This is a genomic window from Pseudomonas sp. Soil_N_39 (genome assembly GCF_057655955.1).
The window spans coordinates 111,028-124,062 of the sequence record NZ_JBDGLI010000018.1; the positions used below are offsets into that span (position 1 = coordinate 111,028).

Here is a 13,035-nt window from a genome sequence, read left to right on the forward strand (position 1 = left end):
GTGGAAGCCGGCAGACCCGAAGGTCTCCCGCGTACAGCTGCCATAACGACAACTCTACAGATGCAAGAACGCCTGCAACAACGCAAGCGCTTTGCATCCCACTGCGGGTCGCCAAACCCGGCCGCCATCTGGGCGACCGCAAGACTATAGACGTCACGGCAAAAAATACGCAAGGGATTGATAGGGAAGGGGATTCCCAATCATATGTAGGACGTTGCCATAGTGGTAAGCATCCGAGCTGTACGTCTTACAACTTTGAAGATCCCTCACCTACATCAGGCCCATTGCCAACGATATGTAGGATATTTCTGTAGCCCAACCTCCCATTTCCGCCCTTAACCCCCCATTTGTCCCCCGACGCATCCCACAATCCAATCGCGCATTCCCACCCGGCACGGGATAATACGGCCCTGCTTGGGGTCACAAGCTTTTCCCCTCGTTGGTATTGGCGTCTCAGAAGGATCGAACGCGATGACAGATTGGCTCCAGAGCTATGGAGAAATGGCCGAACGGCTTCGCCGTCATCCGTGGGAGGACACGCCGCTCGGGCCGCCTGCGCAGTGGCCCGATGTGTTGAAGACCACCGTGGCGCTGAGCCTGGCCTCGCATTTTCCCCAGGCCATCATATGGGGCCCGGACCTGATCACCTTGTACAACGATGCGTTCCTGCCGATCCTCGGCAATAAGCCCGAGGCGCTGGGGCGGCGGTTCGATGAGGTGTGGCAAGAAGCCTGGAGCGATATCGGGCCGATCGTGCAGGGCGCCTTCGACGGGCAAGCCACTTATATAGAAAACTTTCCCCTGGTCATCGAGCGCGGTGGCGGTCCTGAGCAGGCTTATTTCACGTTCTGCTACAGCCCCATCCGCGACCAGTTCGGCACGGTGGTGGGCATGTTGGATACGGTCACCGAGACCACTTCGACGGTGTTCATGACCCAGCGCCTGGCCGTGCTGGATGCCATCGGCAATGCCGTGGCGAACGCCACCGACCCGCAGAGCATCATGGCGACTACTACGCGGATCTTGGCGGCGCACCTGAACCTGTCCAATTGTGCCTACGCGGACATGGATGAGGACGAGGACGGTTTCACCATTCGCGGCGATTGGGCCAGGGCCGGTTCGCCCCATATTCTCGGGCATTATCGGCTGGCTGATTTCGGTCGTCTGGCCGTCACCAATCTGCGAGCCGGCAAACCGCTGGTGATCAACGATAACCTCAAGGAGCTGGCGCCGGAGGAAGCGGCGACGTTCCAGGCCATTGGCATCGCGGCCACCATCTGCGTGCCGTTGATCAAGGGCGGGCGATTGACCGCGCTGATGGCGATCCACGATAAAACACCGCGGGTCTGGTCATCCAACGACCTGGCGCTGCTGATGGAAGTCACGGAGCGGTCCTGGGCTCACATCGAGCGCGCCCGTGCCGATGCTGCCGTGCGCGAAGGCCTGGCGGCCCTGGCCGAATTGAATGCGACGCTGGAAGAGCGGGTCGAGGAACGCACTACGCGCTTGAAACAGACCGAAGCGGCACTGCGCCAGTCGCAAAAACTCGAAGCCATCGGCCAGCTCACCGGTGGCGTGGCTCATGACTTCAATAACCTGCTGACGATTATCCGTTCTTCGGTGGACTTCCTGCGCATGCCCAACTTGTCCGAAGAGCGCCGGCAACGCTACATGACGGCGGTGTCCGAAACCGTGGATCGCGCCTCCAAGTTGACCAGCCAGTTGCTCGCGTTTGCCCGGCGCCAGCCGTTGAAGCCCGAGGTTATCGATGTGGGCAAACAAGTGCAGAGCCTGGGGGACATGCTGCAAACCGTTACCGGGGCACGGATCCAGGTCAACGTCGAGTTGTGCGATCGACCCTGTTACATCCGCGCGGATCTGAGCCAGTTCGAGACAGCGCTGATCAACATGGCCCTCAACGCCCGGGATGCGATGAATGGTCAGGGCACGCTGTGGCTTCGGGTCAGTTGCGGCGGTGGCATGCCGCCGATCCGTGGTCATGCCGGGGCCGGGCAATCCTTTGCCGCCATAGCCTTGGCTGACACCGGTACCGGTATTGACCCGCAAGTGCTTGAGCACATCTTCGAACCCTTCTTCACTACCAAGGAAGTGGGCAAGGGCACGGGGCTGGGCTTGTCCCAGGTGTTCGGCTTTGCCAAGCAGTCCGGTGGCAACGTCGATGTTTCGACCGTGGTGGGCGAGGGAACGGAGTTCACGTTGTACCTCCCGGAAGTGGCGCCCGAGAAAAACCACGAGCCGGTCAGGGAAGAGGTCACGCACCTGGTGCTGGAAAAGGGCAAGCGCCGGGTGTTGATCGTGGAAGACAACCTGGAGGTGGGGCGTTTTGCCAACCAGATCCTCCAGGACCTGGGCTACGAAACGGCCTGGGCGACAAACGCCGAAGAAGCGCTGGAAATGGTCGGGCCGGAGGCGATGGCCTTCGACGCGGTATTTTCTGACGTGGTGATGCCAGGCATCAGCGGTATCGCCCTGGCCCGGGAGCTGCGCCAGCGTCGCCCGGATTTGCCGGTGGTGCTCACTTCCGGCTACAGCGAAGAGTTGGCCCACAGGGGGCATGAGGGCTTTGAGTTCCTGTCCAAACCCTATTCAGCCGATCAGGTTTCCCGGGTTTTGAACCGGACGATACTGGGCACTGAATGAGTGTTTCCTTTTTGAAACAGTGAGTTCCATTCGTCGGCGAAGGGTGTTGTGGAATCAACAGTCTGTTGATGACCGACTAGTCTCATTGTCGTGAAGGTCGATATTGTCAGGCAACCGTTTGTTGTCGGTATGGACCTCAATGAAAGGGGAAAGGCAATGGGAACACCGTACAGCGAGGAGCACGGAGCCGCGTATCCGATCAATGAAGGGTTGCAATGTGGCCAGTCGACCTACCATGCAGACTTTGGCGACGAGCCGATCAAGTCCATCAGGACGAAGGTGGCCAAAGTGCAGCGAGGGGAGAAGGCCAAGTTTTTACCCAGGGTTCCGGTCAAGAAGTGACGGGAATCGTGGTAGGGGAGCTCGCTCCCACCGGGCTGCATGGCAGCCCTTTTTTATGGGCGCTTGGCGCTGGTGCGCCAGCCCGGTCAAGCGGGAGCAAGCTCCCTTGCCACGGGGAATATTCGGTTCCTAGATAAATATTTTTCATCTTTTCTCAACTGGCGGTTTCTTTCACGTTTCTTTCACAAGCAGGTACGTACTCTCAGCTCATCCGTTAGAAAGCAGTACCTGCCCGTTTCCCCAGCGGGCTTTTTTTTGCCTGTCATAAAATAATCCGCCGTTTCGTTGTCCAACCGTCATGGCTGACGCTGTTTGGCGTACACTCGCGCCCGCGCGCACTGGCCATTTCTCCCCGATGCGGCATTCTTGAGGTTTCTATCATGCGTTTGACTTTGTCCACCTTGGTACTGGGGTTGGTAGTTGCCCAGGGCGCGATGGCTGCCGGCGACGGTACCGCTGCAGTCGGCGGCGGTCTGGGCGGTGTGTTGGGCAACGTGGTCGGCCAGCAAATGGGCGGCAGCACAGGCGCCGCGATCGGCGCGGGCGTCGGCGGCGCAGCCGGCAGCGCCGTGGGCGCGCGCAAGGGCAGCCGCACCGAAGCCGCCATCGGCGGTGGCCTGGGTTCGGCCGGTGGCTCGATCGTCGGTAACCGTCTGGGCGGCTCCACCGGCTCCACCATCGGTGCTGGCGTCGGCGGCGCAGCGGGCGGCGCGTTGGGCAGCAACCTGTCCAATGACAACGACGGTCACTCCGGTGGTAAGAAGCACAAGCATAAGCACAAGAGAAATCATCGTTAAGCGGATGCTTGGATGAATGGACTCGGCCTTGTGCCGTAATGCTGTTCACTTAGAAAAAACGGCGCTTCTTTCAGAAATGGGAAGCGCCGTTTTTTTGCTTTTTTTATTGACGGAGCGTCGAGCTCAAGAGCCCAAAGCAAGAGCAGCAGACAGCTCCAGCCGCTGTGCAACAGCACCACCGCCATCGCGAGCAAGCTCGCTCCCACACAGTTTTTTGATCGTTTATAAGATCAGTGTCCACCGACGATCCCTGTGGGAGCCGAGCTTGCTCGCGATGGCGGTGGGTCAGCTTGCATCAGTATTGGATGTGCCGCCGTCTTCGCGAGCAAGCCCGCTCCCACAATCGGATCGGGGGTATAACCGGAGAGCCAGGTCGGCTGTCAGGCCGCCTCGCGAGCAAGCTTTGCTCCCACAGGTCCAGCTCAAACAAGTCTGATGGGTGTACACCCCCCCGCAAGAACCAGGTCGGCTATCAGGCCGCCTCGCGGTGGACGTTGATCTCGGCGCCCCGTTAACCACGATGGCCGAACGCAGGCATTGTGGAGTGGGCATCCCGGCATGGATGCCGGGATAGCCGCGCTGGGCCATGGATGGCCCTTCGCGGCGGGCCCACGGAGCAATGCCTGCGTTCGGGCACACCGAGCCTAGGCGAGGTGCCAAGTGGTGGGGCAGAAGCGTTTTGGTTACTTTTGCCTGGGCCGGCATTCCGGCTTCTCAAAAGTGACCCGCCGTCAGGGCGGAACCATAAGCAGCCGTTACCCAAAAAACGGATATACACACCAATCCTCAGGAACGATTGCCACCCCCCCACCTCAAATTCATACATCCATCAGCAATCGCGAGGTGCGCCATGACACCGGAAACCGAAGGCAAGGAAGAAAAAGGCCCAACGGGCGTTCCCTTCATCAATGATCCGGGCCTCAACGACCCAGGCAATGAAGACCCCGGTTCCCTGATGGACGACGCCCAGGTGCCTTTGCTCGACGACGAAGACGCTGAACTTGAGGACGAATCCTACAAGTGAAGTCGCTCAAACGGATCGCCCGCGTTCTTTAAGCTGCAGGACAGGTGCATGCACCTGCCAGGAGATTGTATGACTGCCGATTCCCCCGTTCCCAATGACGAAGAAACCCCGGAATACCCGCTGCCATCGCCCACCAACCCGCTGAGCCGCGACCAGCTCCCACCCGATGACGAAGCGGGCGTCGAGCAGGTGCCCAGCGACGACGAGGATGTCGAAGCGACCCCGGATGATCCGGACATCGCCGGTGACGACGCCTCCGGCACGCCGAGCTGATCGGCAGGCCCGCCTGTCGATCCAGTGGCACCATCGGCCCGCCACGCCTGCCAGACATCAGGTAAGTACCTTGAAAAGGAGACTCACCATGATGAAGTCCAACATGACAGCGCTGACACTCGCCGGGATTCTTTCCGTCAGTTCGTTGGCCGCTTTCGCACAGTCTTCGAGCAGCACGCCGCCTGTGGACAAGGGCGGGATGCCGCCTTCCTCGGAAATGGAAGCCGGCTCCAAGTCCGGTGCCAGCGGTAACGCCTTGCCTCCGGGCTCCGTGGGGGGCGGCAATGGTGGCGATGCCAGCGGCAGCAGCACCAGCCCCGGCACGGGCAGCGGTTCGATGAGTGGCGGCAGCACGATGGGCGGCGCCGACGCAGGCGGTGGGACCAACGGCGGAACCGGTACCAGCGACAGTGGTGGCAGTTCGGGCGGCAGTGGCTCGGGGTCGGGCGGCTCCGGTCAGTAACCTTTCATCCGACACGATCCGCTTTTGTGGCGAGAGAGCTTGCTCCCGCTGGGTTGCGCAGCGACCCCAAGATCCAACGGCCGCTACGCAGCCGAGCGGGAGCAAGCTCCCTCGCCACGGACCCCATTCACCGATTTCCCATTGCCGGTTCCAAGCCCCCTTCGTTATCCTGCTGAATCCTTTAAGGCGAACACGCCGCCCTGGCCGCACCTGAGCCATCCCTGGAATGTTGTGTTGATAACGGATCAGATGCGATGAATGCACCGCTGAAAGAGTTTGGCCCGATCAAGGCTGTGATTTTCGACATGGATGGGCTGTTGCTGGACACCGAGGGGATCTACACCGAGGTCACCTCCATCATCGCCGAGCGCTACGGGCGCACGTTCGACTGGAGCGTCAAGCAGAACATCATCGGGCGCGGGGCCACGGACCTGGCCAATTACGTCGTCCAGGCACTGGAGTTGCCGATCACCCCCCAGGAATTCCTGGTCATCCGCGAGCCCTTGATGCGCGAGCGTTTTCCTCACGCCCTGGGCATGCCCGGCGCCGAGGAACTGGTGCGGCATCTCAAGGCCCATAACATTCCGATTGCCGTGGGGACCAGTTCGTCGAGCCCCACGTTCGCGCTGAAAACCACGTTGCACCGGGACTGGTTCGCGCTGTTCGATTGCATCGTGACGGCGGACGACCCAGAGGTCGGTGCGGCAAAACCGGCGCCGGATATCTTCCTCACCGCCGCCCGGCGCCTGGGTGTCGAGCCGCGCGACTGCCTGGTGTTCGAGGACTCTCCGTTCGGTGTGACGGCCGCGAAAGCCGCCGGCATGACCGCCATTGCCATTCCGGACTCGGCCATGGCGGACGAAAAATATGCCCATGCCGATGGGATCATTCGCTCCTTGAAGATGTTTCAGCCAAGCCTTTGCGGTTTGCCGGAACTGGAGTGGGCCTGATAGGAAAGGGCTGCTGCGCAGCCCAGCGGGAGCAAGCTCCCTCGCCACATGGTTAGCCCGGATCAGGCGCCAAAACCACCGTCGATGGTCAGGCTGGCACCGGTGATGTAGCCGGCTTCCGGTCCTGCCAGGTAAGCCACGAAACTAGCGATTTCATCGACGTTGCCGTAGCGTCCGATGGCCATCAGCGACATCAGGCTGGAGGCGAAGTCGCTGTCGGCCGGGTTCATGTCGGTGTCCACCGGGCCGGGCTGCACATTGTTGACGGTGATGCCGCGCGGGCCGAGGTCACGGGCCAGGCCTTTGGTCAGGCCCACTAGCGCGGATTTGCTCATGGCGTACGTGGCACCTCCGACGAAGGGCATGCGGTCGGCGTTGGTGCTGCCGATATTGATGACGCGTCCGCCTTCGGTCATGTGCCGCGCGGCCGCCTGGGTGGCGACGAACACGCTGCGCACGTTGACGGCCAGGGTCTGGTCGAAATCTTCGAGTTTGAATTCATCCAGCGGCCCCATGGCCAGCACGCCGGCGTTATTGACCAGAATGTCCAACCGGCCAAAAGCCTCGACGGTGGCGGCGACGGCGTTACGGACGGCCTCGGCGTCGGCGCTGTCGGCCTTGATTGCCAGGGCCTTGCCGCCGGCGGCGATGATGCTGTTCTGCAATTCTTCGGATTTTGCGCCAGAGCTGACGTAGGTGAAGGCCACGGCGGTGCCTTCTGCGGCAAGGCGTTTGACGATGGCGGCGCCGATGCCGCGAGAACCGCCCTGGATCAAGGCGACTTTGCCGTTCAGTGCTTGGGTACTCATGATGTTCTCCAAAAAGTGCCGGGGCGAGGTGCCGCGGTGATGGAGCGAGTATCAAGAAGACGTCATGGGCTGTGTAGACCGCCATTGCTATAGTCTGTCTAAACCAAAAGTTTAGAGTGAGGCCCATGGAGACCTTTAACAGTATCGAATGCTTTGTGCGCAGCGCCGAAGTCGGCAGCTTTGCCGAGGCGGCGCGACGTTTGAGCGTGACCCCGGCGGCGGTGGGTAAAAGCGTCGCCAAGCTGGAGGCGCGCATGGGGGTACGCCTGTTCCAGCGCAGCACCCGCAGCTTGAGGCTGACCGAAGCCGGCCAGTTGTTCTTGAGGGAGGTCGGCAGCAGCTTCAACACCATCCAGAACGCCGTCGCCAACTTGGCCAGCGCCGGCGGGCAACCGGCGGGGACACTGAAGGTGAGCATGGGCACGGCGTTCGGTCGATTGTATGTCGTGCCGTTGCTGGGGGAGTTCTTGCGGCGCTACCCGGCGATCAACCCGGACTGGCATTTCGATAACCGCCAGGTGGACCTGATCGGCCAGGGCTTCGATGCCGCCATCGGCGGCGGCTTCGAGTTGCCCCAGGGCGTGGTGGCGCGCAAGTTGGCGGTGGCCCATCGGGTGCTGGTTGCCTCAACGGACTATCTGCAAACCCATGCTGCGTTGGTGGAGCCGGAGGATCTGGCGCAGCACCAGGGCATCCTGATTCGTTCGCCACAAACCGGGCGGGTGCGTTCCTGGCAATTGACCAGCCGTACCCAGCAACACAGCCCGCTCATGCTCAAGACGCGCATGACCATGAGCGACTCGGAAGCCGACTGCGCGGCCGCGGCCCAGGGGCTAGGCATCGGCCTGGTGAGCATGCCGGTGGCCGTGCCCTACCTGGAGTCCGGCGCGTTGCAACGGGTGCTGCCGGACTGGTACGTCGACGATGGCAACATCTCCATCTACTACGCCGAACACAAATTGCTGCCGGGCAAGACCCGGGCGTTCGTGGATTTCATCATCGAGCAGTTTGCCGAGCAGGGGCTGGCGCAGCGGTTCAGTGCGGTTTGAGTTGGGCTCTGGACCGAGTGGCCTCAATCGCGAGCAAGCTCGCTCCCACGGGGTTGGTGGTGTTCACAAAACGGCTGATCACCACCCATCAACTGTGGGAGCGAGCTTGCTCGCGATTGAGGGCACCTCGGTCTAAACCTGTGAGCTCACCGCCCAAACCGCCCCGGCCAGCCAATGATGGTCTTGGGCCGAGGCGTGGCGTAGGTGCGCACTTTCGACGTCGACAACCCCAGCCGCACCAGCGACTCGGCAATGGTCACCGCCGCCGTCACGCCATCCACCACCGGCACCCCGGTGCGCTGGCGGATCTGCTCATCGAGCCCGGCCATGCCGCCGCAGCCCAGGCAGATCACTTCGGCCTTGTCCTGGCTGACCGCCAACTCGGCCTGCTGCACGATGGCTTCAATTGCCCGTTGCGGGTCTTGCTCCAGTTCCAGCACCGCCAGGCCACTGGCCCGTACCGAGGCGCAGCGGTCGAACAGGCCGGACAGCTTGAGCCGGTCTTCGATCAGCGGCACGGTACGGTCCAGGGTGGTGACCACTGAATAAGCGTGACCAAGGAACATCGCGGTGCTGGCGCCGGCATCGGTAATGTCCACCACCGGCACGTTCAACAGTTCTTGCAGACCTTCGCGGCCATGTTCTCCGTAGCCGGCCTGGATCACCGCGTCGAACGGCTGGTCGTAGGACATCACCCGGTCCATCACCGCTATGGCCGCCAGGTAGCTTTCAAAATTGCCCTCGATGGAATCGGCACCGAAATGCGGCGTGAGCCCGACGATCTCGGTGCCCGGCGCGGCGACGGCCTGAGCTTGTCGGGCGATGGCCTGAGTGATGGATTCGGTGGTGTTGACGTTGACCACGAGAATGCGCATGAGCTGTCCTCCTTTACACATAAAAGTAAGCGGCCCGAACCTGGCGGGCCGTTTGAGCAATCAATGATGGACGTTATCCACAGCGATGGATTCGCCGCTGACGTCCTCGTAATACGGCTGGCGCTTGGCGATGATCAGGTACAGCAACCCTGCAATCGAAGCGCCAATCAGCCAGGAAAACGGTGAAACGGCCTCAAAACCGGGCGCCAGGGCCAGGATGATCGCGATCAGCGCCGCCGGAATGAACGCCGCCACCGCACGCAGGTTGACCCCGTTGTTGTAGAAATACGCACCGTTTGGGTCCTCGCTGTACAGTTGCGGCACGTTGATGCGGCCTTTTCGCAGCAGCCAATAGTCGACCATGATCACCCCGTACAGCGGCCCGAGCAGGGCGCCGAGGCCGGACAGGAAATACACGATCACCAGTGGGCTGTTGTAGAGGTTCCACGGCAGGATCAGCACGGCAATGGCGGCGCTGATCAGCCCTGCGCGGCGGAACGTCAGGTACTTGGGCGCCAGATTACTGAGCACGAACGCCGGGGCGACGAAGTTGGCCATGATGTTCACCGCCACCGTGACGATCAGGAAGGCCAGGCAGCCGAGCACGAGGAAGAAAGTGTTGGGGATCGAGGCAATGACCTGGGTCGGGCTTTCGATGATTTGCCCATTGATCTGGAACTGTGCACCGCAGAGCAGGATGGTGATCCCGGCAAACATCAGGATGTTCACCGGCAGGCCCCAGAAATTGCCGACGATGATGGTCCGGCGGCACGGTGAGGAGCGGGCGAAGTCGCAGAAATTGAGGATCAAGGTGCCGTAGATCGACAGCCACAGCGCGCCGCCGGCAAAGATATTGCGCCACATTTCGCCACCGGTCAGCGGCTCGCGAATCGACCAGGCAATGGTGGCGCCGGCCTGGGTGTACATCCAACCGGCCAGGGCCGCAACGGTCACCAGGATCACCGGGCCGGCGAAGCCTTCATAACGGCGCACCATCTCCATGCCGTAGGCCAGGATCACCAGTTGCACGAACCAGATTGCCACGAAGCACACCCAGCCCAGGCTCGACAGGCCGAGGATCGAGTCGCGGTCGTAATCGGCGAAGCCCGGGTGGATCGCCACCAGCAAGACGCGGAACACCACCGAGGCCAGGTAGGTCTGGATCCCGAACCAGGCAATGGCGATGACCGCCCTGATCAAGGCCGGAATCTGCGCGCCGTGGATCCCGAAGCTGATCCGGCTGATCACCGGGAACGGCACCCCGGTTTTCTGGCCCATGTAGCCTGACAGGTTCATGAAGCCGTACACCAGTGCCGCGCCTATGCCTAAGGACAGCAGGATCTGCCAGCCACCCAAGCCCAGGGCATAGAGGCCAATGGCGAAGGAATAGTTGGCGATGTTGTGCACGTCATTGGTCCACAGGGCAAAGATGCTGTAGCGACCCCAGCGGCGACCTTCGGCCTTGGTCGGCGCCAGATCCTTGTTGTGCAGCCTCGGGCTCAAGGCCAGGGACGCTGCGCTGTTGTCATCGAGGGCAGGGGTGGAGGAGGGCAGATCCAGCGCGATGTTATTGGAGAGACTTGTACGCATTCCGGCAGGCTCCTGATTCTCGGCGCAGCGATGACTGTGCATGAGCGCGGGGCTCGACAAATCTTCGTCGCGGCGGGCGAGCATCATTGGTTACGGGGCATCTGCAGCCTGTACGGGATAGGGCGCTTCAGGCTTGCGGATCTAAAGTGTGTGTATGTTTTGTAAATGTTGTATACAAAACACTTGTCGACTCAAGCCAGATTTATGCCACTTACGGATCTATCCGTTACGGAAATAATTTCGTTTTGTTATGTTGGATTAATAACTAACTGAAATACGGCGATTTAAAATTGACCGTTTAAACAGGTATTTATTTTTCGGCGAACGCCAGGGGACGTAGAAGGACAGGCGAAGCGGGAAGGTCGGTGTAACCTTTCGGGGCAGTGACAAGATAAGTGCACACAAAAATGCCACTTGTGGTGACATTTTTGTGTACAGGGTAGGGCGGACGCTTAGACGGTCTTGGATTTGGCGATGATGTTCCCGGCGTGCAGCCCGCATTCTTTCTGCGTGGCTTCTTCCCACCACCAGCGGCCTTCGCGCTCGTGCTGGTTCGGCAGCACCGGGCGGGTGCAGGGCTCGCAGCCGATGCTGATGAAGCCGCGCTCATGCAGGCTGTTGTAAGGCAGCTCGAGCATGCGGATATAACCCCAGACTTCCTCACTGGTCATCTGTGACAGCGGGTTGAACTTGTACAGGGTGCGTTCGGGGGTGGAGAACGCCGTGTCGATTTCCAGCACCGCCACCTGGCTGCGGGTGCCGGGGCTCTGGTCGCGGCGCTGGCCGGTGGCCCAGGCGCGGACATCGGTCAGTTTGCGCCGCAGCGGCTCGATCTTGCGGATGCCGCAGCACTCGCCGTGACCGTCCTTGTAGAAGCTGAACAGGCCTTTTTCTTTCACGAAAGGTTCAAGTTTCGTGTAGTCCGGCGAGACCAGTTCGATGTCGATCTTGTAGTGCTCGCGCACTTGATCGATGAAGCGATAGGTCTCCGGGTGCAGGCGACCGGTGTCGAGGCTGAACACCTTGACGTTTTTGTTCAGTTTCCAGGCCATGTCCACCAGCACCACGTCTTCGGCGCCGCTGAAAGATATCCACAGCTCGTCGCCGAATTCGGCGAAGGCCAGCTTGAGGATGTCCTGCGGGGACTTGTTGGCATAGGTCGTGGCGAGTTCCACGACGTCAAACGATGGGCTCATCAGGGCGGTTTCCTACAGGTCGGTGGCGCTGGGCGCTCTATATGGGGCTGATGGTAACAAAAGCTGTCGGGGCTGGCGCGTTCCTGTGCGTTGCGCGGGCTTCGACGAATGGCTAGAGTCGGCAAGCCTTTATTCGCTCAACCGATAAACATCAGAAAAAATGGGAGTGTCTTGTGGAAATTGCCTGTCTCGACCTGGAAGGTGTGCTGGTCCCGGAGATCTGGATCGCCTTCGCTGAAAAAACCGGGATTGACTCCCTCAGGGCAACCACTCGGGACATTCCCGACTACGACGTGTTGATGAAGCAACGGTTGCGCATTCTCGACGAGCATGGCCTCAAGCTCTCCGACATCCAGGAAGTCATCGCCACCCTCAAGCCGCTGGACGGCGCCATCGAATTCGTCGACTGGCTGCGCGAGCGCTTCCAGGTGGTGATTCTTTCCGACACGTTCTACGAATTTTCCCAACCGTTGATGCGCCAGCTGGGTTTTCCGACTTTGCTCTGCCATCGCTTGATTACCGATGACAGCGGGCGGGTGACCGGCTACCAGTTGCGTCAGAAAGATCCCAAGCGCCAGTCGGTTTTGGCTTTCAAGAGCCTGTATTACCGGGTGATTGCGGCGGGGGACTCCTACAACGACACGACGATGCTGGGCGAGGCCGACGCCGGGATTCTGTTCCATGCGCCGGAGAACGTGATCCGCGAGTTCCCGCAATTCCCGGCGGTGCACACGTTTGCCGAGTTGAAGCAGGAATTCCTCAAGGCCTCGAACCGCAACCTCAGCCTGTAAAACTGTCGCACACCTGTGGGAGCGAGCTTGCTCGCGATAGCGGTGTGTCTACTGGCCTTGAGTCGACTGACACACTGTCATCGCGGGCAGGCCTTGCTCCCACAGGATTTCTATCAGGCACCTTTTTGTGAACAGATAACCTGTGGGAGCGAGCTTGCTCGCGATAGCGGTGTGTCTACTGGCCTTGAGTCGACTGACACACTGTCATCGCGGGC

The 13,035-nt window shown here is 60.8% G+C and carries 13 protein-coding genes; 9 read left to right on the forward strand and 4 right to left on the reverse strand.

Translation table 11 applies throughout. The annotated features are described in order from the left end of the window. The first annotated feature begins 471 nt into the window (after window positions 1-471). The 7 genes from AC3A5O_RS23350 to AC3A5O_RS23380 all read left to right on the forward strand — a co-directional run bounded on the left by AC3A5O_RS23350 (window position 472) and on the right by AC3A5O_RS23380 (window position 6,510). Window positions 472-2,661: a GAF domain-containing hybrid sensor histidine kinase/response regulator gene (locus tag AC3A5O_RS23350; RefSeq protein WP_487753786.1), complete on the forward strand. Its 2,190-nt coding sequence runs from the start codon at window positions 472-474 to the stop codon at window positions 2,659-2,661. A gap of 90 nt (window positions 2,662-2,751) precedes the next feature. After that, entirely contained in the window at window positions 2,752-3,003 is a 252-nt protein-coding gene (locus AC3A5O_RS23355) for a hypothetical protein (protein WP_305467798.1), read from the forward strand. Between the two features lie 380 nt (window positions 3,004-3,383). Continuing rightward, window positions 3,384-3,800 (forward strand): glycine zipper domain-containing protein, encoded by a 417-nt coding sequence (locus tag AC3A5O_RS23360; protein WP_072406201.1) that lies wholly within the window; start codon window positions 3,384-3,386, stop codon window positions 3,798-3,800. A gap of 850 nt (window positions 3,801-4,650) precedes the next feature. Further along, a complete protein-coding gene (locus tag AC3A5O_RS23365) occupies window positions 4,651-4,824 on the forward strand; it encodes a hypothetical protein (RefSeq protein WP_163006860.1) in 174 nt (57 codons plus the stop codon). A gap of 69 nt (window positions 4,825-4,893) precedes the next feature. After that, window positions 4,894-5,097, forward strand: a complete 204-nt coding sequence (locus tag AC3A5O_RS23370) for a hypothetical protein (protein WP_060741340.1) — start codon at window positions 4,894-4,896, stop codon at window positions 5,095-5,097. Window positions 5,098-5,185: 88 nt separating this feature from the next. Next, window positions 5,186-5,560, forward strand: a complete 375-nt coding sequence (locus tag AC3A5O_RS23375; RefSeq protein WP_122568717.1) for a hypothetical protein — start codon at window positions 5,186-5,188, stop codon at window positions 5,558-5,560. 254 nt (window positions 5,561-5,814) lie between these two features. Then, window positions 5,815-6,510 (forward strand): HAD-IA family hydrolase, encoded by a 696-nt coding sequence (locus tag AC3A5O_RS23380; protein ID WP_060741342.1) that lies wholly within the window; start codon window positions 5,815-5,817, stop codon window positions 6,508-6,510. 62 nt (window positions 6,511-6,572) lie between these two features. On the opposite strand, the gene AC3A5O_RS23385 is transcribed toward AC3A5O_RS23380, so the two are convergent. Then, window positions 6,573-7,319 carry a 3-oxoacyl-ACP reductase family protein gene (locus AC3A5O_RS23385; RefSeq protein ID WP_305482369.1) on the reverse strand — a complete coding sequence of 249 codons (747 nt, stop codon included), beginning with the start codon at window positions 7,317-7,319 and terminating at the stop codon, window positions 6,573-6,575. 125 nt (window positions 7,320-7,444) lie between these two features. Between AC3A5O_RS23385 and AC3A5O_RS23390 the strand changes: the two genes are divergently transcribed. After that, window positions 7,445-8,368: a LysR family transcriptional regulator gene (locus AC3A5O_RS23390; RefSeq protein WP_305482370.1), complete on the forward strand. Its 924-nt coding sequence runs from the start codon at window positions 7,445-7,447 to the stop codon at window positions 8,366-8,368. A 146-nt stretch (window positions 8,369-8,514) separates the two neighbouring features. Here AC3A5O_RS23390 and AC3A5O_RS23395 read toward each other — a convergent pair whose 3' ends face one another. From AC3A5O_RS23395 to AC3A5O_RS23405, 3 genes are all read right to left on the reverse strand, one after another. Then, window positions 8,515-9,243: an aspartate/glutamate racemase family protein gene (locus AC3A5O_RS23395; RefSeq protein ID WP_122568714.1), complete on the reverse strand. Its 729-nt coding sequence runs from the start codon at window positions 9,241-9,243 to the stop codon at window positions 8,515-8,517. 60 nt (window positions 9,244-9,303) lie between these two features. Beyond that, window positions 9,304-10,833: an NCS1 family nucleobase:cation symporter-1 gene (locus AC3A5O_RS23400; protein WP_122568713.1), complete on the reverse strand. Its 1,530-nt coding sequence runs from the start codon at window positions 10,831-10,833 to the stop codon at window positions 9,304-9,306. 452 nt (window positions 10,834-11,285) lie between these two features. After that, window positions 11,286-12,029 carry a phosphoadenylyl-sulfate reductase gene (locus AC3A5O_RS23405; RefSeq protein ID WP_013693959.1) on the reverse strand — a complete coding sequence of 248 codons (744 nt, stop codon included), beginning with the start codon at window positions 12,027-12,029 and terminating at the stop codon, window positions 11,286-11,288. 173 nt (window positions 12,030-12,202) lie between these two features. Between AC3A5O_RS23405 and thrH the strand changes: the two genes are divergently transcribed. Then, on the forward strand, window positions 12,203-12,820 hold the full coding sequence (gene thrH, locus AC3A5O_RS23410; protein WP_305467794.1) for a bifunctional phosphoserine phosphatase/homoserine phosphotransferase ThrH: 618 nt from the start codon (window positions 12,203-12,205) through the stop codon (window positions 12,818-12,820). Window positions 12,821-13,035: the final 215 nt, after the last annotated feature.